Consider the following 23,350-nt stretch of genomic DNA (forward strand, 5'->3'; position numbering starts at 1 on the left):
TCATGAAGATCGTTCTCGCCGAAAAAGTCTCGCCTGCCACCCTTGCCGTCTTCCAGCAGGAGCCAGGCTGGAATGTTGTCACGCCTGACCAGATTAAGAACGGCCTCGCCGCCGAACTTGCCGATGCTGACGCGCTTGTCGTCCGCTCCGCCGTTCAGGTCGATGCCAAGCTGCTTGAGTCCGCGCCGAAGCTGCGCGTGATTGGCCGCGCCGGTGTCGGCGTCGACAACATCGACACCCCGGCTGCCACGCATCGCGGCATCGTCGTGATGAACACGCCGGGCGCCAACGCCGTCGCCGTTGCCGAACTGACGCTTGGCTTGATGGTCTCGATGGCCCGCTCCGTGCCTCGTGCCAACGCGACCATGCACCAGGGCAAGTGGGAGAAGAAGTCGCTGCAGGGGCAGGAGCTTCGCGGCAAGACGCTCGGCATTGTCGGCCTGGGCCGCGTCGGACTTGAGGTTGCACGTCGCGCCAAGGCGTTCGGCATGAACCTGATCGGCTACGATCCGTTCATCGCGCCGGTGATCGCGCGCGAGAACGATGTGACGCTGGTTCCTATCGACGAGATCTTCAAGGAGTCCGATTATCTGACGCTGCACGTCGGTCTCACTACGCAGACCGAGGGGCTGATCAACGCGACCTCGCTGGCCATCATGAAGAAGGGCGTCCGCATCGTTAACTGCGCTCGCGGCGAGCTGATCGTCGAACAGGCGCTGGCCGATGCGATCAAGTCCGGCCACGTTGCCGGTGCTGCCCTTGACGTCTTCCATCAGGAGCCGCTCAAAGAGTCGATCTTCCACAACCTTGACAACGTCATTCTGTCGCCACACATCGCCGGTTCGACCGACGAGGCGCAGGAGGCCATCGGCATCCAGCTTGCGATGCAGGTGCGTGATTACCTCAAGCTTGGTGTGGTGCAGAACGCGGTCAACCTGCCCAGCCTGTCGCACGAGGAGTACATCGAAGTTGCGCCGTACATCGAGATGGCGGAGCGCCTTGGCCACTTCCTCTCGCATGCTACGCCGGGCAATCTGGAGAATATCCAGATCACCTATACGGGACGCATCGCGCAGGGTAAGACCGACCTTATTCGGAACGCTGCTATCGCGGGCATCTTTGCTGAAGAAGAGGGCGTCAACCGCATCAACGCAGCTTCGGTGGTTGCTGAGCGCGGCATTCGCATTCAGGAAGATAAGAAGGAGTTCACCACGGGGGGCGCGGGTTCCGTGCTGAAGCTCGTGCTGCACTCCTCTGATGGTGAAACCAGTGCATCGGCGACGGTTCTTCATGGAACCTCGCCGCGCTTGTTGACCTACGATGGCATCGACATCGAGGCTCCCCTGAATGGAACGCTGGTTTCGATTCGCAACCACGATGTTCCCGGTGTTGTGGGCCGCATCGGCACGATCCTTGGCGAACACCAGGTCAATATTGCGAACTTCGCTCTTGGCCGGTCGAACGGCTCCAGCCGCTCCAGCCGCGTTCCGCAGGGACAGGCGCTGGCGGTGGTGCAGATCGACGTTCCCAGCGCAGCTTCGGCCAACGCTGCCGTCGAGGCTTTGCGTAAGGTAGAGGCGATTGCCAGCGTTCGGCTGGTGGAACTCGGCAAGCTGTAGTTATTTGCTCTAACGAAGCCGTGGACTCTTATGAGTCCACGGCTTTTGTTTTTGGGGGTGGTAAACCTAAAAGCGAAATACAGGGGTTTCTCCACTGCGCTTCGCTCCGGTCGAGATGACGTTCGGTTGTGGTAGGAGAGGGGCTTTGTCTAAAGCTGCAAAGGGAATTAGCTTCCAAGCAATCAATGGCAAGCTGTTTAGCCTTGGACCCTGAGGGTGCCGAAGAGAAGATAGACGCCAGCGGTGGCGACTGCTGCGATTGCGCCGACTCCGATGCCGACCAGAACGCCTGAGGTCAATGCGCTCAGAAGGTTTTGTGTGTCGGCGGGGAACTGGCTGGAGTAGTGCTGGTAGAAGAAGAAGCTGGAGATGGCGATGGTGAGGATGCCGATCGACAGGCCGACCAGAACGGAGATAGCCAGGCATCTTGCCCATCTGGCCGTCTTTGCGGGCGTTTGCATTCTTAGACGAGTATAGCGTCTACTTCTTCCCGCTTCGTCTCGAAGAAGTGTTCTACGGCGTCGAGTACCGCTGCGCCATTCTTCGCGTCGAAGATCTGCTTGCGCAGCGCGGAGCCGCCGGGAACGCCGTGCGTGAACCAGCTGGCGAACTGCTTCATCTTGCCGACGCAGTCGCGGTGGCGCTGGTCGCGGGCGATCTGGCCGGAGGCGGTGATGGCTGCAGCGCGGGCGGCTTCGGCCTGTTCTTCGAGAGCGATCTCGTCGACCATCATCTGAAAATAGGTGCGAATCATGCGGTAGCGGTCTTCGTCGGTCGGCTTGTCGTAGGTGCCGATGCCTGTGGCTTCTTTTGAAGCGGTGTACTGCGCGATCTGGCGGAAGATCCACGGATTCGACGGGGCGGTGCGGCCGATCATCACGGCATCGCAGCCGGTGGCATCGACCATGGCGGCAGCATCTTCGGGGGTGCGAATGTCGCCGTTGCCGATTACTGGAATTTTGACGGCATCTTTGACGGCGGCGATGTACTCCCAGCGCGCCTGTCCGGTGTAGCCGTCTTCGCGGGTGCGGGCGTGGAGTGCGGCGGCGTTGAGGCCGCAGTCTTCGGCCATCTTTGCCAGCTCGACGCAGACGATGTTGGCATCGTTCCAGCCGATGCGGAACTTTACGGTGAAGGGAATTGTGACGGCAGCGCGAACGGCCTTGAAGATGGTCTCAATCAGAGGCAGGTCGCGCAGCAGGCCGGAGCCGCCGTTGCAGGCAACGACGCGCTTGGCGGGGCAGCCGAGGTTGAGGTCGACGAGATCGAAGCCGGCATCCTGAACGATGCGTGCCGAGTCGGCAAGCGTCTCGGGGTTTGAGCCGAAGAGTTGCGCCGAGATGGGGTGCTCGTCGTCGTAGTAGGTGAGGTAGCGTTTGCGCTTGGTCTCGCGCATCCGCGAGAGGCCGTCGGCCGAGGTGAACTCGGTCATGATGAGGCCGCAGCCGGATTGCTGGTTCGTCGTCGCCTGTTCTACGTTTGCGCTGTCGGCGTTGGCGGTGAACTGGCTGGCGTTCTTGATGAAGCGGCGGAAGACTGTATCGGTCACTCCGGCCATGGGTGCGAGAACGGTCGCGGGAGCGATCTTCACATTGCCGATGGTGAGTGTGGCCGGGACGCGCGCGTGCTCGGGCATGGCGTGCTCCGCTGGGTCGTCCCAGTGCTTCTGCTCGAGTGTGTAGCGCTTCTTCATAAGGTCAAAATAAGGTTGGTGAAAACGAAAGGCCCCCGCCAAAGCGGAGGCCTTCGGGTTGCTTGGCTCCGCTTACTTCGCGGCGGCTTCTGCCTTGCCGGCGTCGGACTTGGCGAACTTGCGGCGGAAGCGCTCGACGCGGCCTGCGGTGTCGACCAGCTTCTGCTTACCGGTGAAGAACGGGTGGCAGGCAGAGCAGATTTCAAGGACGATATCGCCCTTGTGCGTGGAGCGGGTCTCGAAGTGGTTACCGCAGGCGCACTTGACGGTGATGGTCTCGTAATTCGGGTGAATTCCTTCTTTGGGCATGATTCTAATTATCCTTTGGCTGATGTAGTGCTGATTGGCGCTTTCCGGGTCGCGGTTCGCTTGCGAACGGTATGGTCACGTCACATCGAATGCCTGTCGCGATTGCCGGGCAGACCCCTGTTTGGGAGACTGCAGGCGCTTTCTTCAGTTTATCCTACTTATCCGATATTCACATCTAGATTCGCACAGCGGCATTTCGATTCAGGTGCTGCCATACTAGGGTACGGCCATGATTGAGATTTGTCCGATATGCGAGGGGTCCGGCCTGCAGGTGATCCGGCAGGATGGCAAGCAGTTTGTGCGTGACTGCACCTGCCGCGTGCAGCGGCGGGCGGCGCGGATGCTGGAGCGGGCGCATATTCCGAAGCGCTACGAGCACTGCTCGCTTGAGAGCTATGAGACGAACTTTCCCTCGTCGCACCGGACACTGGGAGCGGCGCATCTGCGTGCGCGAAAGTTTGTGGAGGGGTATCCCGTTGAAACTGCGGGGACGGGGCTTTTGCTCACTGGTTCCATTGGGGTGGGTAAGACGCATCTTGCTGTCGGCATCTTGCAGGCGTTGGTGACGGAGCGCGGGGCGACGGGGCTATTTTTTGATTATCGCGATTTGCTGAAGCAGGTGCAGAACAGCTATAACCGGCAGGTTTCGGCGACGGAGCTGGAGATTCTTGCGCCGGTGTTTGAGGCTGAGGTCCTGGTACTGGATGAACTGGGCGCATCGAAGCCGACGGACTGGGTGTGGGACACGGTCGCGCACATTTTGAACACTCGGTACAACGACCGCCGCACCACCATTATCACCACGAACTATGCGAACATGGGTCCGCTTGGCGCGGAGCCGGGTACACGGGTGTCGATGCGCGAAGAGACACTGGGCGACCGCATCGGAGAGCGCATGCGTTCGCGGTTGCAGGAGATGTGTGTCGTGGTTGAGATGCAGGGCGAAGATTTTCGCCAGAAGGTCAAGCGGGCCAGCTTCGCATAACTGATCCTGTTCCGCTGTGTAAAGCGTCTCGATTCCTTGCGGTGAAACGCCTACTATGCTCCTACGCATCAGAAGGCTACAGAGGGCGCGATGAAAAAGCTGCTTAACACTCCTGCCGACGTTGCACCGAATACGCATCTCAGCATCGACGGGCTTCAGGTTCCTGTTCACTCCGGCGAACCTCTGATTGATGTCCTCAATCTCTATGCCGAGACTCGGAGCCGCAAACCGATTCCGCAGGTCTGCTATTTGCCGCAGATGGGTCCGATTCAGACCTGCGATACCTGCATGGTCAAGGTCAACGGAGAGCTGGCTCGCGCCTGCGGCACACGTGCTGTTGCCGGCATGGTTGTCGAGACTACGGGCGAGGCTGTCGACATCGCCCAGCGCGAAGCCTTCGACCGAATTCTGCAAAATCACATGCTCTATTGCACGGTCTGCGATAACAACAATCAGAACTGCACGGTGCACAACACCACGGCTTTGCTCGATGTGAAGCACCAGTCGCGCCCATATACGCCGAAGCCTTATCCACAGGACCACTCCAATCCGTTTTATCGGTACGATCCTGACCAGTGCATTCTTTGCGGTCGCTGCGTCGAGTCGTGCCAGAGCGTGCAGGTCAACGAGACGCTTTCGATTGACTGGGAGAGTGACCATCCTCGCGTTTTGTGGGATGGCGGCGAAAAGATTGATGGATCAAGCTGTGTCTCCTGCGGACATTGCGTCACTGTCTGCCCCTGCAACGCGCTGATGGAAAAGTCGATGCTCGGCCATGCGGGTTATCTCACCAACCTGCCGGGCAAGGTTCTGGATGACATGATCGACGTCGTCAAGGCGATCGAACCACCTATCGGTTACGGTCCTATTCTTGCGCTCTCTGAGATTGAGTCGGAGATGCGCCATGCTCGCGTGAAGCGCACCAAGACCGTTTGTACGTACTGTGCTGTCGGGTGTTCTTTTGAGGTCTGGACGCGCGACCGTCACATCCTTAAGATCGAGCCGAGTCATGGACCGGCGAATGGAATCTCTACCTGCATCAAGGGTAAGTTTGCCTGGGGCCACATCAATGCAGAAGACCGCCTGACCAAGCCGCTGCTGCGCGATGGCGATACCTTTCGCGAGATCGCGTGGGACGAGGCGCTCGACATCATCGAGAAGAAGTTTAAGCAGGTGAAGCAAGACCATGGCCCGGACGCGCTCGCTTTTATTGCTTCTTCGAAGTGCACCAACGAAGAGAGCTATCTGATGCAGAAGCTCGCGCGTGCTGTTGTCGGAACGAACAACGTCGACAATTGCGCCCGGTACTGTCAGAACCCGGCAACGATGGGGTTGCAGCGGACGGTTGGCTATGGTGGCGACTCTGGTTCTATTGCCGATATTGAAAAGGCCGGCCTTGTTCTCATCGTGGGAGCTAACCCGGCGGAGAACCATCCTGTCCTTGCCACTCGCATCAAGCGTAGCCACAAATACCGCGGTCAGAGGCTGATCGTCGCCGATCTGCGCAAGCACGAGATGGCCGAGCGCGCCGATATCTTCTTTCGCCCCAAGCCTGCTACCGATGCGGTCTGGATGAACGGCGTCGCCCGGTACATTCTTGACCACAAGCTGCACAAGCCTGAGTTTATCGACCAGTGGGTCAATCACTTCGATGCGTACGCCAAATCGCTTGAACCTTACACGCTTGAATATGTCGAGCGCATCACGGGCATCTCGCAGGATACGCTGATCACCGTTGCCAATGAGATCGCCGCTGCTGACGGCGTTTGCATTCTCTTTGCTATGGGCGTGACGCAGCACTGTGGTGGTTCCGACACCGCTACCAGCCTCTCGAATCTTCTGCTGCTGACGGGTAACTACATGCGTCCGGGCGCGGGTGCCTATCCTCTGCGCGGGCACAACAATGTTCAGGGAGCCAGCGATCTCGGCTCGATGCCGAATGTGTTTTCCGGTTATCAGAAGGTAGACGATGAGGCTGTCAGGGCCAAGTTTGCTGCGGACTGGGGAGTGACATTGCCTACGACGACCGGCAAGGACAATCACCAGATGATCGACGCCATCCTCGTTGGCAGTCTGAAGGTGCTTTACATCAAAGGCGAAGACACAATCACCTCGGACTCGAATGCCAACTACGTCGCCAGCGCGCTGAGCAAGCTGGAGTTCTTCGTCGTGCAGGACATTAATTTCTCTGAGACCTGCCGTTATGCGGACCTGGTTCTTCCTGCAGCTGCTTCGCTCGAAAAAGACGGCACCTTCACCAGTACCGAACGCCGTATTCAGCGCATCTACAAGGTGTTTGATCCGCTGGGAGATTCGAAGGCCGACTGGGAGATCATTCAGTTGATCGCCAACCGTTTGGGCGCCAAGTGGAGTTACAAGCATCCCTCCGAGATCATGGATGAGGTTGCGCGGCTTACGCCTCTGCTTGCGGGTGTGAACTATGAGCGGCTTGAAGGCTTCAAAAGCCTGCAGTGGCCGGTTGCCGCGGATGGCAAAGATTCACCGCTGCTCTTTACAGAAAAGTTTCCATTTCCTGACGGGAAGGCCCGCTTCTTTCCTGTCGAATATCTCGAGTCTTGCGAAGAGTCGAGCGATGTCTACGATCTTCACCTCAACAACGGCCGCCTGCTCGAGCACTTCGAGCAGGGCAGTATGACCTATCGCACCCCCGGCATCAAAGAGATCACGCCCAACAGCTTCATCGAGGTCTCCCCCGAGCTTGCTGCCGAACGCGGCATAACCAGCGGTCGCTATGTGCAGATTGCCTCGCAACACGGAAAGGTGCGCGTGCAGGTCCTTGTCTCCAGTCGCGTTCAGGGCAAGCAGCTCTACATGACCCTCAACTCGGTAACAGAGCCGGTCAACAAAACTACCAGCAGCTTTACCGATCGTCAGACACACACGCCCGCCTTCAAGGAGACCGCTGTCAGCATGACCGTTCTGCCTGAGCAAGGCGAGAATCCGCTACCGCGCCGCAACTTCCGCTACGGCACGCGAACGCCGCAGAGCGGGGTCGAGGTCGAACGCAAGTGGGCGCGGCCTGACTATCGCCTGCCCGGAACCTCGTCTGCCGATAAACTCGTCCAGATAAAATCCACTACGGTATAACGGCTCAAACGCAGGAGCTTTCATCATGGCCAATCCGATCACCTTCAAGCCGCTTCCCGTCGATCCACATCTCGAGCTGGAGCGTCGGCTGCATGCCGCTCCGCGCGAGCATGCAGAGGCACTGCTTGTGGTCTACGACATCTTGCAGGCGGCTCACGACAATGGCTTGCTCGATACTGCGCATGGTCTCGTGAGTGCCCGAGACGCCATCTTTGGCAAGCTCGCTGAGTATGCGAAGACGCCGGAGGGAGAGGCCGGCATCCGCAATGTACTGGCGTCTGCCAAGATCGTCGCTGCGCTTGATTCTGAGACTCTGGATCGGCTGTCGAGGTCGATTGCTGAGGCATCGCAGCAGCACGGGCAGGAGCAGAAGCCGCCCAGCCTCTGGCAGCTCTTCAAACGCGCCAGCAGCGAGGATGGTCGTCGCGGCCTGTCTTTTCTTACGCTTCTGCTATCGGGCCTTGGCAAGTCACTCAAGAGGCCATAGCAGATCAGTGGACTTTTTGCTTGGCGTCGTATCATAAAGATGTATGGCGTTTCCGATCAAAGTTTGTGTCGTCTGCAACGAAGAGTTTGCGCTGAAGCCCGATAAGCCGGGTTTTGCTAATCGCTGCCCAGAGTGCAGTGTCCCCGAAGAGTCAACTGATTCCACCGCAAAGCACCGCATGGACGCGGACGAGCGCAAGTCTGCCGCTGAGGCCAACGAGGCGCGCAGGCAGGCGATGCGCAATCTGCTCTATCGGAAAGATAGCTAGCAATCACGCCTGGGATGTTGCATCTCGATACTTGACATCGTCAACTATATGGTTGACGATGTCAAGCAGAGGTGTTGCCTGCCATGGAACCACATCCTGTTTCTACTTCTCAGCAGATAGCTGCCATTCGCCGCTTCAATCGCTTTTACACGAGCACCATTGGCACTTTGGAGGAGGGGCTCCTTAAGAGCGCACTCTCGCTTGCCGAGGCCCGGGTCCTTTACGAGATTGCATCTCGCAATCAACCAACCGCCTCAGAGATTGCAAACGAACTCAATCTCGATATGGGGTATCTGAGCCGTATCCTTCGTACCTTTACGGCCCGCAAGCTGATCAGCCGAAAGACCTCCTCTAGCGATGGTCGCCAGACTCTTCTGTCCCTCACTCCGGCTGGCCGAAAGGAGTTTGCTGCCCTTGATGGCCGCTCCAGCCAACAGGTCCAGCAGATGATTGAGCATCTCAACGCTAATCAGCAGCGCCAACTCATCGGCTCCATGTCGTCTATTGAATCATTGCTCAATCCAACGGCCACTGCCGCGTCATCTCAACCCTATATTCTGCGCTCGCATCGTGCCGGAGATATGGGTTGGATCGTTGAGCGCCACGGTGCTCTCTATGCGCAGGAGTATGGATGGAACGAGCACTTTGAAGCGCTGGTTGCGCGCATCGTCGCCGACTTCATCACCGGCTACAAGCCAAAGCGTGAACGCTGCTGGATCGCCGAACGTGATGGCGAACGCCTCGGCTGCATCTTTTTGGTTAAGCATCCCGAACAGGCAGACGTTGCGAAACTCCGTCTACTGTTAGTAGAGCCAAGCGCGCGAGGTCTTGGCCTTGGTAAAGCGCTGGTCAACGAGTGCGTGAGCTTCGCCCGTACTGCGGGGTATAAGAAAATAACGCTGTGGACGCAAAGCATCCTTACTAGTGCTCACCACATCTACCAGCAAGCCGGATTCAAATTGGTACATGAAGCCCCACATCATAGCTTCGGTGTTGATCTGATAGAGCAGACATGGGACCTGAAGCTGAATGGGAGGTAATTGCGATCGCACGGCATTGGCGAGGTTGGACCGAGGTGCAAGCAGGCCGGATGATTCACTGATGTGCTGCGAGAAGAAAGCAAATCATCGCTACAACGAGGGCTGCCACTCGCAGGTGGTGAAGGTTAGTCCATCTTCTGTGCTCGCGCTGCGCTTCTTCGGGAAAGGATTTGGCATCGAGCTGCATCATTCGGTTATTGATGGGCACGAGAACGAGCACGCTAAGGAGGATCACGGCAAGCCAGATGGCGCTGGCTGCGATTAACAAAGTGCTGCCGGATTCGTGGCGCTTGGCGATGGTTTCAGTGATGAGAAGCACCAGGCTGAACCCATACCAGAAGGGCATTGCATGGCCGAGCCGGGTTGCAAACAGGCTGATTGCTTTGGCGTGTGCGCGGTCATCAAGTTTTTGCAGCACCGGGTTGATGAAGACGGATACGGCAAGCTCGGTGCCAATCAGCAATCCAATGCAAATCGTTGTCGCGATATATAAAAAGCCAGCCATTCTTCCCCTCCTGAACTTGAACTTCAGACGCGTGTGCGGCGTACACTGACTCAAAGATCTGTACTGACAAATTTGTCAGCACAGAGAAGATGTAGCGCAGCGAGGTGCCAAGGATGGCGGTTTCGAAGAAGGAAATTTCGGCGTGCCCTATTGACGCCATGCTGTCGGTCATCGACGGGCGTTGGAAGGGAACGATTCTGTGGCGGCTGTCAGAGGGACCGATGCGGACCAGTGAGCTGCATCGCACTATCCCCGGGATTACGCAACGCATGTTGATTCGGCACTTGCATGAGTTGGTGCAGGACGGGATTTTAGAGAGGCATCAGGAGAGAAGCACGCCTCCTTGCGTTCGTTACTCAATCTCGAAGTATGGTCTGACGCTATTGCCTGTCTTAGAAGAGATCTGCACGTGGGGACGAAAGCATCTCGCGCTTCAGGCTGCCGGGTGATGCGCAATATTTGTTGCCGAATGTGGTGAAATAACTCTGTGACCAATCCATTCGACATTGCCGGCGTGCCTGTAGGTCGCGGCCGACTCTTCCTTATTGCGGGCCCTTGCGTCATTGAGTCTGAGGCTCATGTTCGCAAGATGGCCGACTCCATTCAGCGCATCGCCTCCGATCTTGGCGTGCCCTATATCTTCAAGGCCAGTTACGACAAGGCCAACCGCACCTCGATCAAGAGCTTTCGCGGCCCCGGTCTGGTTGAAGGCTGCCGCATTCTGCGCGCGGTTGCCAAGGACACTGGCCTGCCTGTTCTCACCGATGTGCACACCCCGCAGGATTGCAAGGATGCGAGCGAAGCGCTTGGCGACGTCGAAGCAGTTCTGCAGATTCCTGCTTTTCTCTGCCGCCAGACTGACCTGCTGATCGCTGCGGCCGAGACTGGCCGGGCCATCAATGTGAAGAAGGGCCAGTTTGTGGCTCCGTGGGACATGCGTCACGCTGTTGAGAAGATTCGCGAGAGCGGCAATCAACGAGTCTTCCTTACTGAGCGAGGAGCAAGCTTTGGCTACAACAACCTTGTCGTCGATATGCGCTCGCTGCCGGTGATGCGTGGCTTTGCACCGGTCGTCTTCGACGGTACCCACTCCGTGCAGACGCCGTCTGCCGGGAATGGAGTTTCGGGTGGACAGCCAGAGTTTATCCCTGTGCTTGCGCGTGCGGCTGTAGCTGCCGGGATCGACGGCGTCTTCCTCGAGGTGCATGACAACCCTGCCCAGGCGAAATCGGATGGCGCGAACGCCCTTCACCTTGAGAAGTTGAAACCGGTTCTCGATCAGCTTCTTGCTGTTCATCAGGCGGTAAGCGCGTCCAGGGTTTAGAGATGCATCGCGCTCTCGCAGCCTTGGGCTTCGATGATGTGACGGTGGAGTTTATGGTGACTGGCAAAAGGACTAAGCTTTTGGCATGAGGGAGCGGCGGCAGATCGTTCGGCTATGGCGGCAGGGCAATGCTGCGGTGCTGGTGACACTGGTCAGGGTGGCGGGATCGAGTTATCGGCAGGTAGGGGCGCGTCTGCTGCTCGACACCAAAGGGAAGTACGCAGGAACGATCAGCGGAGGGTGTCTCGAGACGGAGTTGACTCGCAAGGCGGCGTGGATGGTGCGAGACGGGGCAACGGTGGAGCGATACTCCACCGCATTCGATGACACGGAAGAGATTCCGTTTGGATTGGGCTGCGGAGGGATCGTCGATCTGCTGGTAGAGCCGGCGGAGAGCCTGGAGTGTCGCGCTCTGATGGAGGCTATGGAAGATTCGCTGCGCGGCAATGAGGCCACCGTCGTGACGTGGCTGCCGGGAGAAGGGAAGGAGTTGCGGCGGGTGATCTTCGGCTCCGATGGTGGGGTTGTCTTTGCGAGTGCGGGGTTGGACCAGGAGACGATTAACAGCGCGAGGGGGCTGCTGGCGGGAGGAAGATACGAGGGGCGGTTTGTGGAGGAACTGCGTGCTCCGCAACGTCTGTTTATGCTGGGTGCGGGAGACGATGCCAGGCCGCTGGTGAGTATGGCTTCTTTGCTGGGCTGGAGTGTGATTGTAGCGGATGGAAGAGCGCAGCTGGCGCGAGCGGAGCGGTTTGCCGAGGCGGAGCGGGTGGTGACACTCGGCGAGGCAGGAGCTTCGGAACTTGGTATAAGGCGAAGTGACGCGGTGGTTCTGATGACGCATAGCTATGAGCAGGATCGGGAGATTCTGGCGTCGCTGTTGCCGATGGCGCCGGGATATGTCGGGTTGTTGGGTGCCCGGCATCGCAGCAGCCTGTTGGTGAGCGAGGCTGCGTCGAGGCTTGGCTGGACGGTGGCTGAGTGCTGCGAGTTGATTCACGCTCCGGTGGGGCTCGACCTGGGGGGCGAGGGTCCGGAGGCGATTGCGCTGGCAGTGATTGCAGAGGTGCAGGCGTACTGCCAGGGCAAGATAGGGATCTCACGGCGGCTGACGGCAGAGAGCATAGCGCGGCAGATAGAACTGGGTGGGGCTTCGCGGTATCTGCAGATGCAGTGCGCGATGGAACAGTGATGCGGTAGAGGCCTTCCGTCGCTGATGCTCGACGATGTGGCAGAGGAGAGCATGGAAGGTTCGGCGGATATCGCGGCAGTGATACTGGCAGCAGGAGCTTCGCGGCGACTGGGTTCGCCGAAACAGCTTGCGATGCTGGGAGACGAGACCCTGCTTGAGAGAGCGGTACGAGTGGCACGTGCGGCTGGTTGCTCGCCGGTTATTGTTGTGTTGGGTGCAGAGCATCAGCGGGTGTCGGCAGGTTGCCTGTTGGGTGACGCGATAACAGTTCTTCACGATGATTGGGAGCAGGGCATGGGCTCCTCGATTGCACTGGGGGTGCAGGCTTGTGAGAGCAAAGAGGTTGCTGGGGTGGTGGTGATGACCTGTGATCAGCCTGCAGTGACGGCAGAGCATCTGCGGCGGCTGATGACTCAGCCTGTGGCGAAGGCCTCGCGATACGCGGGAAGAAAGGGTGTTCCGGCGTTCTTCCCCGCACAGTATTTTGACGAGTTGAAAGAGTTGAGCGGCGATGTGGGAGCGCGAGAGCTGCTGCGATCTGCCGAGACCGTGGAGCTGGAAGAAGGAGAGCTGGATGTGGACACTCCAGAGGATTTGGAGCGAGCTCGGAAGCTGTTCGGCCACGAGTGAGAGTTGCGTCTTGCTGCAATGGCTGACCGTGTCTTTTCGACGAGCATGAGACATAAAAAGACCCGCCCGAATCATTCGGGCGGGTCTTTTTGTGGGGTACAGCAGTATGAGATTACGAGGTGCTCTTCCTAGGGCGCTGTACCAGCAGGTTAGGTACGGCGTAGCCGCTGCCTGAGATGGGAGGCAGGTTGGGAGCGATTGCCTTGGTGGGTTGATCGACCAGCGTGGTGCGGTCGATCAGGTGGACTTCGTTGTCGCCGGAGGTGCCGACGTAGAAGGTGAAGTTGTCGGCGCTGACGACTCCGGCTACCGGAGCAATCGGTGCGCTGGGGTTACCGGTCACCTGCAGGAGCGGGATGTTGGCGATGGTGCCTGTGCCTGGCGTGTAGTAAGGGACAACTCCGCCGGTGCCGGTGTAGGTGACGAAGGCGACGGTGGAGTCCGAGGTGGGATCGACGCCGGTGATTGCGGTCGGGGTGACTCCGGCCAGGGTCAGAGGAGCGCCCGGAGTAGCATCAAACTTCGTCCCTGCTGGATCGCACTGACCAGTCGGAACACCGTTCGGTAGCGAGATATCGATCAGGCTGTCGCTCGCCGCGGTGGCGCCGAGAATGTGCTTGCCGTCGTTGGTGGCGGCGATGAGATCGGTTGCCGGTGCGGTGACTCCGGCATCGGGGTAGAAGACGTTGGTGGTGGATGGGAGCCCATTGATCGTGGTCGTGGTGGTGACGGGGCATTGGCCGCGCGCCGTGGTCGTGCTGCCGGCGAGGAAGGCTCCTGCACTGGGCACGGTGATGGCTACGTCGGTTGCCGGATCGCTGAGGTTGATGCTCGACCATCCGGTAAGGGTGGAGTGCACCAGCAACTGGTTGGTTGTGGTCGTGATGTAGGCGGTCTGGCTATCGGGGGAGAACTCGGCGTGGGTTCCGATGCCGCCATACTGGGTCTGGATGGCGGAGGCGGTAGCGGTGGTTCCCGTTGTGCTGTAGAGATAGATTAACTGCCGGCTAGGATCGGTGACGACCAGAAGAGTGTTGTCGGGCGAGACTGCCAGCACCTGCCCCATGACGGTGATGTCCTGGGCGGAGAGGCTGTTGGTCAGCGCGTTGAACGTCATCAGCTCGTTTGCGCTGCCCATGTAGATCGAGGAGCCATCGTTGCTGATGACCATCGAGTTGGGGACGTAGGGCAGACGCACCGGGTTGCCGATCACGTTCGTGGTGAAATCCACAGGCACGATGTACTGCGAATTGGTGCTGCCGATATAGAGCGCCGTGCTGTTCTTGCCGATGGAGGTGACGTTGAACTCGTTAGACAGGATCGGGGTTCCGTTGCCGAAGAGGCCGATCTGATTGAACGGCGAAGGATTGCACGAGGGGGGCTGGCAGATGGCAGTGATGCCGGCGGCACCGGGAAAGAGCGGTGTAATCGTCGAGTTGCCGGGAATCGTCGTCGGGGTGGTGGAGACAAACTCCAGCGTAAGCCCGGTGAGGACAGTGCCGTTTGTGTCGGTTACGACTGCGTTGAGCGGAAGGGGATTGTTGGGGTTGATGCTGGCAGAGTCCCCGCTAAAGCCGGGAGCGCTGAGAACGATCGATTTTGGCGGGCAGGTGGAGAAGAAGCCCGCGGAGCTGCCGGCATTGGACAGGTTGGAGGTGATGATGGTTGAGCCCGGTGCCTGTGCGGTGGCGACGCCGTTCTGGTCGATAGTCACAATGGACGCGGTTTGAGGCGTATACGTGGGATGGCCGACCTGGCAGCTGATGTTAACCTGCGACGAGCCGGTGCCGGCATAGACGCGGGCAGCAAGCTGGCCGGTGGTCCCTTGAGAGAGACACGCATTAGAGACGTAGGCGGTGCTGGTTGCCAGGGGCTGGGTGCAGCATCCGTTGCTGGGGTTGATCGTGCAGCTGGTCGTCGATGTGGAGTAGGCGGCAGGGCTGCAGTTGGTCGCAGGATCGCTTCCTGTGCAGTCTGCCGATGTCGCTGATGGTGGACCCAGAACGACGCTGGTGACGACGGGGTGCACGTAAACCGGCAATGGATTGCTGTTGGCGCCGTCGGCGCTGGCGACCACAAAGAAGGTTCCGGTCTTATTGTTGGGAATGCAGTAGGTGTAATCCGCGACACCGGCGCCGGAGTTGCGGTTCCATGTACCGGCGCAGACGCGGCCCGTGGTGGGCTGCACGTCGACGATGCTCTTGGAGGTGTCGGACGAGCCGTAGGTGTAGGAGGGAACGCTAACGCTGTTGCCTTTGCAATCGGTCGCAGAAGGCGCGGTGATCTGACCGATCGAGCCGTAATTAAGCGAGATGCCGTAGACCTTCGGCGTCAGCGTAATGGTTGTCAGTTGGCCTACCTGAGGTCCGGAATCTCCGCCATTACAAAAAACTACGGCTGCAGATTTCTTTGCGCAGCCTGAGATCGAGACACCAAAAGGAATCGTGAAAAGAAGAAGGATTACTAAGCCGACAAACCTACGCATTGAACCTCCCCGTCCAACCGGACCCTCAGTTGAACGGTCTCACCGCACTCTGAATTACCGAAGCACCAGTGTAAAAGGTGCATGAGCGGGAAGCAAATGAGGGCGAAACTGAAGATCAGGGCATCTCGGTTTCGAACCAGCGCAGGGCCCGTTCAAGGACGTCGCGGGTGTGGTCTGGGTTGACGAAATGGTGGCCTTCGTCGGGGTAGACGACGAGCTGAGTCTTTACTCCTTCGGCGCGGAGGGCATGCCAGAACTCGAAGCTCTGTGGAGCGGGGCATTCGCCGTCGCGATCGCCTACGACGAGTAAAGTTGGGGCCTTTACGTTTTTGATGTAGTTGATGGCAGAGCTTTTTGCGTAGATGGCTGGGTCGTCGTAGACGGACTTGCCGAAGAAGGGAATCATCCACTGGTCGATGGAGTTTTCGCCGTAGTAGCTCTTCCAGTCGCTGATGCCTGCTCCGGCGACGGCCGCTTTGAAACGGGCGGTTTGGGTGACGGCGAACATGGTCGTGAAGCCGCCGTAGCTCCAGCCGGTGATGCCTTCGCGGGACTTGTCGATGGGAAAGTGCGCTTCGAGGAAGTCCATTCCGGCGAGCGTGTCGCGCAGATCGCCGTAGCCGAAGTCTTTGACGTTCGCCTGGGTGAACTTTTCTCCTTTACCGAAGCTGCCGCGCGCATTGGGCATGAAGACAAAGTAGCCGAGCGCAGAGAAGGGGACGCCGCCATAGCTGGCGCTTGGCCAGCGGGGTGTGACGGCTGCTGAGGGGCCACCGTGGATATAGACGAGGAGCGGATATTTTTTGGCGGGGTCGTAGTCTGCGGGGTAGAGGAGCCAGCCCTGCACGTTGAAGCCTTCATTGCTCCAGTTGATGTCTTCCGTCTTGCCCCAGCGCGGCTTTAGATCGTCGTTGAGATGAGTGATTTGCCGGAGATGATTGATCGGGCCGGCCCAGACCTCGGGGGCTTGCTCGAAGGAGGTTCGCACGAGCGCGACGTCCTCGGTCTTCGAGGTGGAGATGCTCATGACCAGCTCGTTTGCCCAAATGGTTTCGGGAAGGGTGATGTCGACCGCCTTTGCGTCGGTGCCTGTCTCTACATTGAGGGCCGTAATGTGCGTGCTGCCGCCGACGTGTTCGGCAAGGCCGATGAGCTTGGGGGAGAGCCACTGGATAAAGGCCACCGACGAGGTTCTTCCGGGAGTAAGGTCTTGCGGCTCGCCGCCGGTGGAGGAGATTAAATAGATGTCGCCGCCGGTCGAGCCCTGATCGCTCATCAGGCCGCCGATGAAGGCGATTTGCTTGCCGTCGGGCGACCAGCGAGGGACGGCGATCTGAAGGTTGTGCAGGGAGCCGGAGATTTCTGTCGGCTTCAGGATCGATTGCGGCTGTGCGGTCTGGTCTGCCTTCTGGACGTAGAGTTGGGCGACCCACCAGTTGTTTTCGCCGGGAGGGTTGGCGGCGACGTAGGCAAGGTGCCTGGAGTCTGGTGACCAGTCGAACTCGTAGACGTGCAGGCTGGCCGGGGTGAGTTGTGTGACCGTGCCGCTGGCTACGTCCACCGCGGCTACCCGTTGGATCTCGATGCCGTCCTCGCCGATGACGCCGTTCCACGGCTTCATCGCGGCGAGCGCTCCGGCGTTGCGGGTGGCGTTTTCGACGAAGAGAAAGCCGATGGAGCGGCCATCGGGTGACCATGCGGGCATGTCGATCTCGCCAACAATGTGGGTGAGTTGTCGGCACTGGCCGGTCTTCTTTGACCAGATGAAGATCTGCTCCTGATCGGCTTTGTCTTCTTTTGCTGCACAAGTGGACTCGAACGCTAGCCATTGGCCGTCGGGCGACCAGATGGGGACTTCGTTGGAGCAGTCAGTCGCTTCAGCCTCGGTTCTGAGCAGGTTGTCCTTTGCCGGGTTGGCGATATCGGTCAGGTGAATTTGTGAGCCGTCGGAGGTCTCGACCGACCATGCCACCGTCTTGCCGTCAGGAGAGATAGCGGCCTCGGTCGGCTCTTTCGTCTGGCCGAGCATCTGGATCAGGGAGGGGATGCGCTCGTCCCGATGAGGCGCCGAAGTTGTGGTTTGAGCAGCGAGAGGGCTGAGAGCAGAGGCTGAGACGACTACGAAGATGGCCGAAAGCCGCAGCGGGAGGAGGGCGCAATTCATGCGAAAAGGCTAGCATGGAGGCCGATTAGCAGACGTCTTTCACGGTCTTGATGCGATGAGACCACCTTCCGCTCGTATCTTGGCGGCGTAATCCTGCGACAGCGGGATATTTCCTGACTTTGCGGCGGCGGTCTCGGCTCCCAGAAGGGAATCGAGCTTGTTCGGAGCGAGTTTCAGCGCGGCTTGGTAGGCTTCGAGTGCTTCCTTTGGTCGATTCATTCGCAGCAACATCTCTCCGAGCATCTCGCCGGTTGGGCGGGGCAGGATATCGGCGTAGTACATTGGATGGTCACGCTCATACTGGGCTGCGTTTCTGAGGTGAGCGACCGCCTCGTCGTGCTTTCCTTTAGAGAAGAGCGTCCAAGCCTCAGCCTCGGTCAGTGCCAGTCCCAGAACGTCTCCCCAACCATGCCCCTTGATCCATGCGGCTGATGATCTTCGATATTGCTCGAGGGCCTGCTCTGCTGTATGAGGATCGCCCAGATGGGCTGCGGCAATGGTTTGTATCCAGTAAGCATCAAAGTTTTCGTCAAACTGAGATGTTGCGGGCGGCTTAATGATGGCGGCATCCTGCCAGTTGTGCGTCTCAAGGTCATAGTAGATTCTTGCGTCGATGGGAAGCCAGGGGTCGGTCTTTGCGATCTCGTCTATCTGTCGGATGATCTGTTGCGCCTGCCGGTCCTGACCTAATTGAAGATAGGCGTATTCCATGTTGTTCAAGGCATGGAGTTCGTCGAACCGGCCGTCGCGGCCAGTCTTCACCCACTCGGCGGCTACGCGAGCTGACGCCTGATTGGTCTCGATGGACTCTTTCCAATAACCGAGTCGATTGAAGATATGAGATGGCATGTGGAGCGCGTGGGGAGAGTCAGGGGCGATCGATGCATATTTGCGAGCTGCGGGGAGCGCTATTTCGGCCAACTCGGCGGTGTCGGCTGCGTGAATGATGTAGTGTGCTGCGCCGGGATTGTCTGGATACTGCTGGAAGATGGGCAAGAAGATCGCTAACGCTTTCTTGCGCTGCTCTATCCCTTGTTTTCCCGGTCCTGCCGTCCAGGTCAATCCTAGACCGTAAAAGAGGCTTGCATTGATGTCATCGGGATATTTCTGGCGAAGCTCCTGCATGTGGACGAGATATTTTTGCCATCGTTCATCACCGGATGTTTTGTCGTACCCCTCGTACATGGCGCGAACGGCATCTACATACATCTGCTCGTGTTCTGTACCGGCTTTGATGGCAAGCCATGGCTGGAGTTGCAACCACCCTTTCGCGAGATCTTTTGGGGGAGCGTTAGCACCGTTGCGTTCGGTGGTCGCAAGGGCAATCCCCCATGCGGCTATCACGCATTTGGGATCTTCTTGTTCAACCTGGCTGAATGCTGCTTCGGCTTCCTTGAACTCGAAGGAGTGGAGCAGAGCGAGTCCATAATCAAAATGGGCCTGGACCTGGGGTTGGCACGAGGTTGGAAAGTGAACGTCACCGAATCCGGACTTTTCGGCTCCAGACGCAGAGGCGGATGCCAGTGACAGGACGGACAGAGCGCAGGCGAGGAGAAGGCGGTATTTCGGCAAGAGTGATCCCTCTAAAGAGAGCTTACCCTTGTGAAAATCGGCGCGTTTTTCGCCGTTCGGAGAGAGCGATTCGGGCAGGATTCAGGTTCCGGTGATGGCCAAAGGTGATTTCAGCGCGTTTTGGGAGGATTGAGGCCAAGAAATGCCGGGAATTTGTTGACGGAATCACATGGAATTGCTATTGTTAGAAGGTTCCGCGAGTATCCAGATTGCGCTGTCAGCTAAGAATGACTCAGTTTGACGCGTAATTGGGGTGGAGACAAACCCCGCGCAGGCAGAGAATATCCGCTTGGGTTACACTGGATACAAGAGATTTCACCGCAGGACATTCCTGAATCCGATGTTTGGTTTTGGAGTGTCGTTACTCTGCGGCCTATCGCAATCGTGCCTGCGACACCCTCCACCCTGGATGGGCTATGCGGGCCGGAACAGCGAAACGGAGTCGGCTCTTCCTGTTTAGGAAATACGCTCGGCCACCGTCGACTGTTTTCGTCTGGTTATGGTTTTACAGACGCGAAGCAGGGCAGATCTTCGCAAGAGGCGCTTCAGCGTCCTCATTCTTTTTGTGTGTACGGCACAAATTGCGAAGTCACTCTCCCCTCTGCGCGCCTGACAAAAGTTTAGGTTTGCATCATCAAGGAGTTCGAGTGCCTACGTTCCATCAGCTCGTCAAGCAGGGCCGCACGCCCACACGTTATAAGACCGCCAGCCCCGCGTTGCAGGGTTCACCTCAGCGCCGTGGTGTCTGCACCCGCGTTTACACTCAGACCCCCAAGAAGCCGAACTCGGCTCTCCGCAAGGTTGCGCGTGTTCGCCTCACTAACGGAATTGAAGTTACGACCTACATTCCGGGCATCGGCCATAACCTGCAGGAGCACTCGATTGTGTTGATCCGCGGTGGTCGTGTGAAGGATCTGCCGGGTGTTCGTTACCACGTGGTTCGTGGAACGCTGGACTCGGTGGGTGTTGCCAACCGCAAGCAGAGTCGCTCGAAGTATGGCGCGAAGCGTCCCAAGGCTGCTGCCAAGTAAACCCTGCGGTTCGCCGCATGAATTTTTAGAGTTGCAATTCAAGTTCAGGCCTTGAGAAGTCGACGGTCCTGAAGGAAGACGAGAAGAGAAAGCAATGCCGAGAAAAGGCTATATCGCGAAGCGTGAAGTTGCACCGGATCCGGTGTACAACTCGACCCTGGTTACGAAGTTTGTCAACTCCATGATGTGGGGCGGCAAGAAGTCGACCGCGCAGGGTATCTTCTACACCGCTATGACCAATCTGGAGCAGAAGGGTGGCGACGAGGCCCTCAAGCTGTTCAAGAAGGCCATTGAGAACTGCAAGCCTTTACTCGAGGTTAAGAGCCGCCGCGTCGGCGGTGCTAACTATCAGGTGCCGATCGAGGTAAACCCCGAGCGCCGCACCTCGTTGGCAATTCGCTGGCTGGTGACTTATGGCCGCGCGCGTGGCGAGAAGGGCATGGTGGAGAAGTTGACCGCCGAGCTGCTCGATGCCGCCAATGGCCGTGGCGCCGCGATGAAGAAGAAGGAAGATGTTCACCGCATGGCTGAAGCTAACAAGGCGTTTGCTCACTATCGGTGGTAAAGAAAAGCTTTTTAGTAAGAAAGCTTTTGTCTTGGGTTTTGCTTTAACGCTTTTTTTACCGCGAGCAGAAGCTCGCAGATGAGAGATTGACCGTGGCACGCACTACACCTCTGAATCGTTGCCGAAATATCGGAATTATGGCGCACATCGACGCCGGCAAGACGACGACGACCGAGCGCATCCTCTTCTATACGGGCATCACGCACCGTATCGGTGAGGTGCACGAGGGCACTGCGACTATGGATTGGATGGAGCAGGAGCAGGAGCGCGGCATTACGATTACGTCGGCTGCGACGACCTGCACCTGGAAGAACATCCGCATCAATATCATCGACACCCCCGGCCACGTAGACTTTACCGCCGAGGTGGAGCGCTCGTTGCGTGTGCTCGACGGTGCGGTTGCCTGCTTCGACGCTGTGGCCGGTGTTCAGCCGCAGTCGGAGACGGTGTGGCGGCAGGCTGACAAGTACAAGGTTCCGCGTATCTGCTTCATTAATAAGATGGACCGTGCGGGAGCGGATGCTGTTTACGCGACCAAGACGATCGTCGATCGCCTGGGTGCACGTGCAGTTCCTCTGAATATCGCCATCGGCGCAGAGGCAAAGTTTGCCGGCGTGGTTGACCTGGTCACCATGAAGGCCATCCTCTGGCACGATGAGACGATGGGTGCTCAGTACTCGGTGGAAGAGATTCCTGCTGACCTTCTGGAGAAGGCCAAAGAGGCGCGCCACAACCTTATTGAGGCTGTCGCGGAGAACGACGACGAGCTGATGCACCTCTATCTTGAGGGTGAGGAGCCGACCGAAGTGCAACTCAAGGCTGGCATTCGTAAGGCGACCATTGGGATGAAGATCTTCCCGGTGCTCTGCGGCTCGGCCTTCAAGAACAAGGGTGTGCAGACGCTGCTCGACGCGGTGGTGGACTATCTCCCCAGCCCGCTCGATATTCCCGCTGTTGTCGGATCGAACCCCGAGAACATGGAAGAGAAGATCATCCGCAAGGCCGACGATAACGAGCCGTTTGCGGCATTGGGCTTCAAGATTATGACTGACCCGTTTGTCGGTCAGCTTATCTTCATCCGTGTTTATTCGGGTCAGCTCAAGACGGGTGACTCGGTTCTGAATCCGCGCACCGGCAAGACCGAGCGTATTGGCCGTCTGCTGAAGATGCACGCCAATAAGCGCGAAGAGATTACAGAGATTCTGGCGGGAGATATCTGCGCTGCGGTTGGTCTGAAGAACTTGGTTACGGGTGATACGATCTGCAACGAGAAGAACCCTGTTGTTCTTGAGTCGATCGACTTCCCGAAGACGGTTATTGAAGTTGCGGTTGAGCCGAAGACGAAGGCGGACCAGGAGAAGATGGGTATGGCCCTCGCCAAGCTGGCGCAGGAAGATCCTACCTTCAACGTTCACACGGACGCTGATTCGGGTCAGACCATTATTGCCGGTATGGGTGAGCTTCATCTTGAGATCATCGTCGACCGCATGATGCGCGAGTACAAGGTTGAAGCCAACGTCGGTAAGCCGCAGGTTGCTTACCGCGAGACGATCCGTGCCAACGCTGAAGCGGAAGGCAAGTACATCCGTCAGACCGGCGGTTCGGGTAACTACGGCCACGCCAAGATTCGCATCAGCCCCAACGAACCGGGCAAGGGCTACGAGTTTACGAACGACACCAAGGGCGGCGCGATTCCCAAGGAGTACATCAAGCCGATCGACCAGGGTATTCAGGACGCCATGCTGCGTGGCATTCTGGCGGGCTACGAGATGGTCGATATCAAGGTTTCGCTCTACGACGGCAGCTATCACGACGTTGACTCGAACGAAATGGCATTCAAGATCGCCGGTTCGATGGCGTTCAAGGAGGCCGCGAAGAAGGCCAAGCCGGTTCTGCTCGAGCCGATGATGGATGTCGAAGTTACGGTTCCTGAAGAGTTTATGGGTACGATCATCGGCGATCTGAACAGCCGTCGTGGCCGTATCGAAGGCATGGAGATGGTTGGCGGCACGCAGGCGATCAAGGCGACCGTTCCCCTAAGCACCATGTTCGGTTATGCGACACACATGCGGTCGTCCACGCAGGGCCGCGCGAACTACTCGATGCAGTTCAAGCAGTACGAAGAAGCGCCGCGGTCGGTCTCGGAAGAGATCATTGCCAAGGTGCAGGGCAAGGAAAGCAAGTAAGCTGCCGCGAAGTAAAACGAATTTAGCAGTATCACTTTAGAAGTAACGAAACACGGAGAGAGTCATGGGCAAGGAAAAGTTTGACCGGTCAAAGCCGCACGTAAACGTAGGGACGATTGGGCATATCGATCACGGCAAGACGACGCTGACGGCGGCGATTACGAAGGTGTTGTCGAAGCACAACCCG

Annotated in this window: 21 protein-coding genes; 14 read left to right on the forward strand and 7 right to left on the reverse strand. The window is 58.3% G+C overall.

Translation table 11 applies throughout. The annotated features are described in order from the left end of the window. Positions 1-2: 2 nt before the first annotated feature. A complete protein-coding gene (gene serA, locus IEW09_RS05575) occupies positions 3-1,619 on the forward strand; it encodes a phosphoglycerate dehydrogenase (protein ID WP_188553094.1) in 1,617 nt (538 codons plus the stop codon). 197 nt (positions 1,620-1,816) lie between these two features. Here the strand turns inward: serA and IEW09_RS05580 are convergent, their stop codons facing one another. The 3 genes from IEW09_RS05580 to rpmE all read right to left on the reverse strand — a co-directional run bounded on the left by IEW09_RS05580 (position 1,817) and on the right by rpmE (position 3,621). Continuing rightward, positions 1,817-2,080, reverse strand: a complete 264-nt coding sequence (locus IEW09_RS05580; protein ID WP_188553095.1) for a hypothetical protein — start codon at positions 2,078-2,080, stop codon at positions 1,817-1,819. Between the two features lie 2 nt (positions 2,081-2,082). Beyond that, positions 2,083-3,312 carry a tRNA dihydrouridine synthase gene (locus tag IEW09_RS05585; protein ID WP_188553096.1) on the reverse strand — a complete coding sequence of 410 codons (1,230 nt, stop codon included), beginning with the start codon at positions 3,310-3,312 and terminating at the stop codon, positions 2,083-2,085. Between the two features lie 72 nt (positions 3,313-3,384). Next, positions 3,385-3,621, reverse strand: coding sequence for a 50S ribosomal protein L31 (gene rpmE / locus IEW09_RS05590; RefSeq protein WP_188553097.1), 237 nt, complete (start codon positions 3,619-3,621; stop codon positions 3,385-3,387). 229 nt (positions 3,622-3,850) lie between these two features. Here rpmE and IEW09_RS05595 point away from each other — a divergent pair, with 229 nt between their 5' ends. The 5 genes from IEW09_RS05595 to IEW09_RS05615 all read left to right on the forward strand — a co-directional run bounded on the left by IEW09_RS05595 (position 3,851) and on the right by IEW09_RS05615 (position 9,509). Then, the gene (locus IEW09_RS05595; RefSeq protein ID WP_188553098.1) at positions 3,851-4,606 is read left to right on the forward strand and encodes an ATP-binding protein; all 756 of its coding nucleotides are present in this window, start codon (positions 3,851-3,853) and stop codon (positions 4,604-4,606) included. A gap of 90 nt (positions 4,607-4,696) precedes the next feature. Next, positions 4,697-7,714, forward strand: a complete 3,018-nt coding sequence (gene fdhF / locus IEW09_RS05600) for a formate dehydrogenase subunit alpha (RefSeq protein WP_188553099.1) — start codon at positions 4,697-4,699, stop codon at positions 7,712-7,714. Between the two features lie 25 nt (positions 7,715-7,739). Next, positions 7,740-8,201 (forward strand): helical membrane plugin domain-containing protein, encoded by a 462-nt coding sequence (locus IEW09_RS05605; protein ID WP_188553100.1) that lies wholly within the window; start codon positions 7,740-7,742, stop codon positions 8,199-8,201. Positions 8,202-8,244: 43 nt separating this feature from the next. Beyond that, on the forward strand, positions 8,245-8,469 hold the full coding sequence (locus tag IEW09_RS05610) for a hypothetical protein (protein ID WP_188553101.1): 225 nt from the start codon (positions 8,245-8,247) through the stop codon (positions 8,467-8,469). 83 nt (positions 8,470-8,552) lie between these two features. Beyond that, positions 8,553-9,509: a bifunctional helix-turn-helix transcriptional regulator/GNAT family N-acetyltransferase gene (locus IEW09_RS05615; RefSeq protein WP_188553102.1), complete on the forward strand. Its 957-nt coding sequence runs from the start codon at positions 8,553-8,555 to the stop codon at positions 9,507-9,509. Between the two features lie 55 nt (positions 9,510-9,564). Here the strand turns inward: IEW09_RS05615 and IEW09_RS05620 are convergent, their stop codons facing one another. Continuing rightward, entirely contained in the window at positions 9,565-9,972 is a 408-nt protein-coding gene (locus IEW09_RS05620; protein ID WP_188553103.1) for an anthrone oxygenase family protein, read from the reverse strand. A gap of 155 nt (positions 9,973-10,127) precedes the next feature. Here IEW09_RS05620 and IEW09_RS05625 point away from each other — a divergent pair, with 155 nt between their 5' ends. The 4 genes from IEW09_RS05625 to IEW09_RS05640 all read left to right on the forward strand — a co-directional run bounded on the left by IEW09_RS05625 (position 10,128) and on the right by IEW09_RS05640 (position 13,160). Beyond that, positions 10,128-10,463, forward strand: a complete 336-nt coding sequence (locus IEW09_RS05625; RefSeq protein WP_188553104.1) for a winged helix-turn-helix transcriptional regulator — start codon at positions 10,128-10,130, stop codon at positions 10,461-10,463. A gap of 38 nt (positions 10,464-10,501) precedes the next feature. Continuing rightward, the gene (kdsA, locus tag IEW09_RS05630) at positions 10,502-11,338 is read left to right on the forward strand and encodes a 3-deoxy-8-phosphooctulonate synthase (protein ID WP_188553105.1); all 837 of its coding nucleotides are present in this window, start codon (positions 10,502-10,504) and stop codon (positions 11,336-11,338) included. An 85-nt stretch (positions 11,339-11,423) separates the two neighbouring features. Continuing rightward, the gene (locus tag IEW09_RS05635) at positions 11,424-12,530 is read left to right on the forward strand and encodes an XdhC family protein (RefSeq protein ID WP_188553106.1); all 1,107 of its coding nucleotides are present in this window, start codon (positions 11,424-11,426) and stop codon (positions 12,528-12,530) included. Between the two features lie 51 nt (positions 12,531-12,581). Beyond that, on the forward strand, positions 12,582-13,160 hold the full coding sequence (locus IEW09_RS05640) for a nucleotidyltransferase family protein (RefSeq protein WP_188553107.1): 579 nt from the start codon (positions 12,582-12,584) through the stop codon (positions 13,158-13,160). 112 nt (positions 13,161-13,272) lie between these two features. Here IEW09_RS05640 and IEW09_RS05645 read toward each other — a convergent pair whose 3' ends face one another. The 3 genes from IEW09_RS05645 to IEW09_RS05655 all read right to left on the reverse strand — a co-directional run bounded on the left by IEW09_RS05645 (position 13,273) and on the right by IEW09_RS05655 (position 19,381). After that, on the reverse strand, positions 13,273-15,645 hold the full coding sequence (locus IEW09_RS05645) for a hypothetical protein (RefSeq protein ID WP_188553108.1): 2,373 nt from the start codon (positions 15,643-15,645) through the stop codon (positions 13,273-13,275). A gap of 115 nt (positions 15,646-15,760) precedes the next feature. After that, complete coding sequence (locus tag IEW09_RS05650) at positions 15,761-17,809, reverse strand: S9 family peptidase (protein ID WP_188553109.1); 2,049 nt, start codon at positions 17,807-17,809, stop codon at positions 15,761-15,763. Positions 17,810-17,848: 39 nt separating this feature from the next. Then, positions 17,849-19,381 carry a tetratricopeptide repeat protein gene (locus IEW09_RS05655; protein ID WP_188553110.1) on the reverse strand — a complete coding sequence of 511 codons (1,533 nt, stop codon included), beginning with the start codon at positions 19,379-19,381 and terminating at the stop codon, positions 17,849-17,851. A 647-nt stretch (positions 19,382-20,028) separates the two neighbouring features. On the opposite strand from IEW09_RS05655, the gene rpsL reads away from it, so the two are divergent. The 4 genes from rpsL to IEW09_RS05675 all read left to right on the forward strand — a co-directional run. Continuing rightward, the gene (rpsL, locus tag IEW09_RS05660; RefSeq protein WP_014263802.1) at positions 20,029-20,412 is read left to right on the forward strand and encodes a 30S ribosomal protein S12; all 384 of its coding nucleotides are present in this window, start codon (positions 20,029-20,031) and stop codon (positions 20,410-20,412) included. A 94-nt stretch (positions 20,413-20,506) separates the two neighbouring features. Then, positions 20,507-20,977 carry a 30S ribosomal protein S7 gene (rpsG, locus tag IEW09_RS05665; RefSeq protein WP_188553111.1) on the forward strand — a complete coding sequence of 157 codons (471 nt, stop codon included), beginning with the start codon at positions 20,507-20,509 and terminating at the stop codon, positions 20,975-20,977. A gap of 92 nt (positions 20,978-21,069) precedes the next feature. Next, positions 21,070-23,163, forward strand: a complete 2,094-nt coding sequence (fusA, locus tag IEW09_RS05670) for an elongation factor G (protein WP_188553112.1) — start codon at positions 21,070-21,072, stop codon at positions 23,161-23,163. Positions 23,164-23,227: 64 nt separating this feature from the next. After that, positions 23,228-23,350, forward strand: a 123-nt coding sequence (locus IEW09_RS05675; RefSeq protein ID WP_229739126.1) for a GTP-binding protein, incomplete at its 3' end; no start/stop codon positions are given.

Origin of the sequence: Edaphobacter dinghuensis (genome assembly GCF_014640335.1) — a bacterium.
Classification (GTDB): Bacteria; Acidobacteriota; Terriglobia; order Terriglobales; family Acidobacteriaceae; genus Edaphobacter; species Edaphobacter dinghuensis.

Coding starts and splice junctions, on each gene's coding strand:
- IEW09_RS05640 (WP_188553107.1), top strand. CDS start 12,582: ATGGAAGGTTCGGCGGATATCGCGGCAGTGATACTGGCAGCAGGAGCT.
- IEW09_RS05645 (WP_188553108.1), bottom strand. CDS start 15,645: ATGCGTAGGTTTGTCGGCTTAGTAATCCTTCTTCTTTTCACGATTCCT.
- IEW09_RS05605 (WP_188553100.1), top strand. CDS start 7,740: ATGGCCAATCCGATCACCTTCAAGCCGCTTCCCGTCGATCCACATCTC.
- rpsG (WP_188553111.1), top strand. CDS start 20,507: ATGCCGAGAAAAGGCTATATCGCGAAGCGTGAAGTTGCACCGGATCCG.
- serA (WP_188553094.1), top strand. CDS start 3: ATGAAGATCGTTCTCGCCGAAAAAGTCTCGCCTGCCACCCTTGCCGTC.
- IEW09_RS05585 (WP_188553096.1), bottom strand. CDS start 3,312: ATGAAGAAGCGCTACACACTCGAGCAGAAGCACTGGGACGACCCAGCG.
- IEW09_RS05615 (WP_188553102.1), top strand. CDS start 8,553: ATGGAACCACATCCTGTTTCTACTTCTCAGCAGATAGCTGCCATTCGC.
- IEW09_RS05635 (WP_188553106.1), top strand. CDS start 11,424: ATGAGGGAGCGGCGGCAGATCGTTCGGCTATGGCGGCAGGGCAATGCT.
- IEW09_RS05610 (WP_188553101.1), top strand. CDS start 8,245: ATGGCGTTTCCGATCAAAGTTTGTGTCGTCTGCAACGAAGAGTTTGCG.
- IEW09_RS05625 (WP_188553104.1), top strand. CDS start 10,128: ATGGCGGTTTCGAAGAAGGAAATTTCGGCGTGCCCTATTGACGCCATG.
- fdhF (WP_188553099.1), top strand. CDS start 4,697: ATGAAAAAGCTGCTTAACACTCCTGCCGACGTTGCACCGAATACGCAT.
- rpmE (WP_188553097.1), bottom strand. CDS start 3,621: ATGCCCAAAGAAGGAATTCACCCGAATTACGAGACCATCACCGTCAAG.
- IEW09_RS05650 (WP_188553109.1), bottom strand. CDS start 17,809: ATGAATTGCGCCCTCCTCCCGCTGCGGCTTTCGGCCATCTTCGTAGTC.
- IEW09_RS05595 (WP_188553098.1), top strand. CDS start 3,851: ATGATTGAGATTTGTCCGATATGCGAGGGGTCCGGCCTGCAGGTGATC.
- IEW09_RS05580 (WP_188553095.1), bottom strand. CDS start 2,080: ATGCAAACGCCCGCAAAGACGGCCAGATGGGCAAGATGCCTGGCTATC.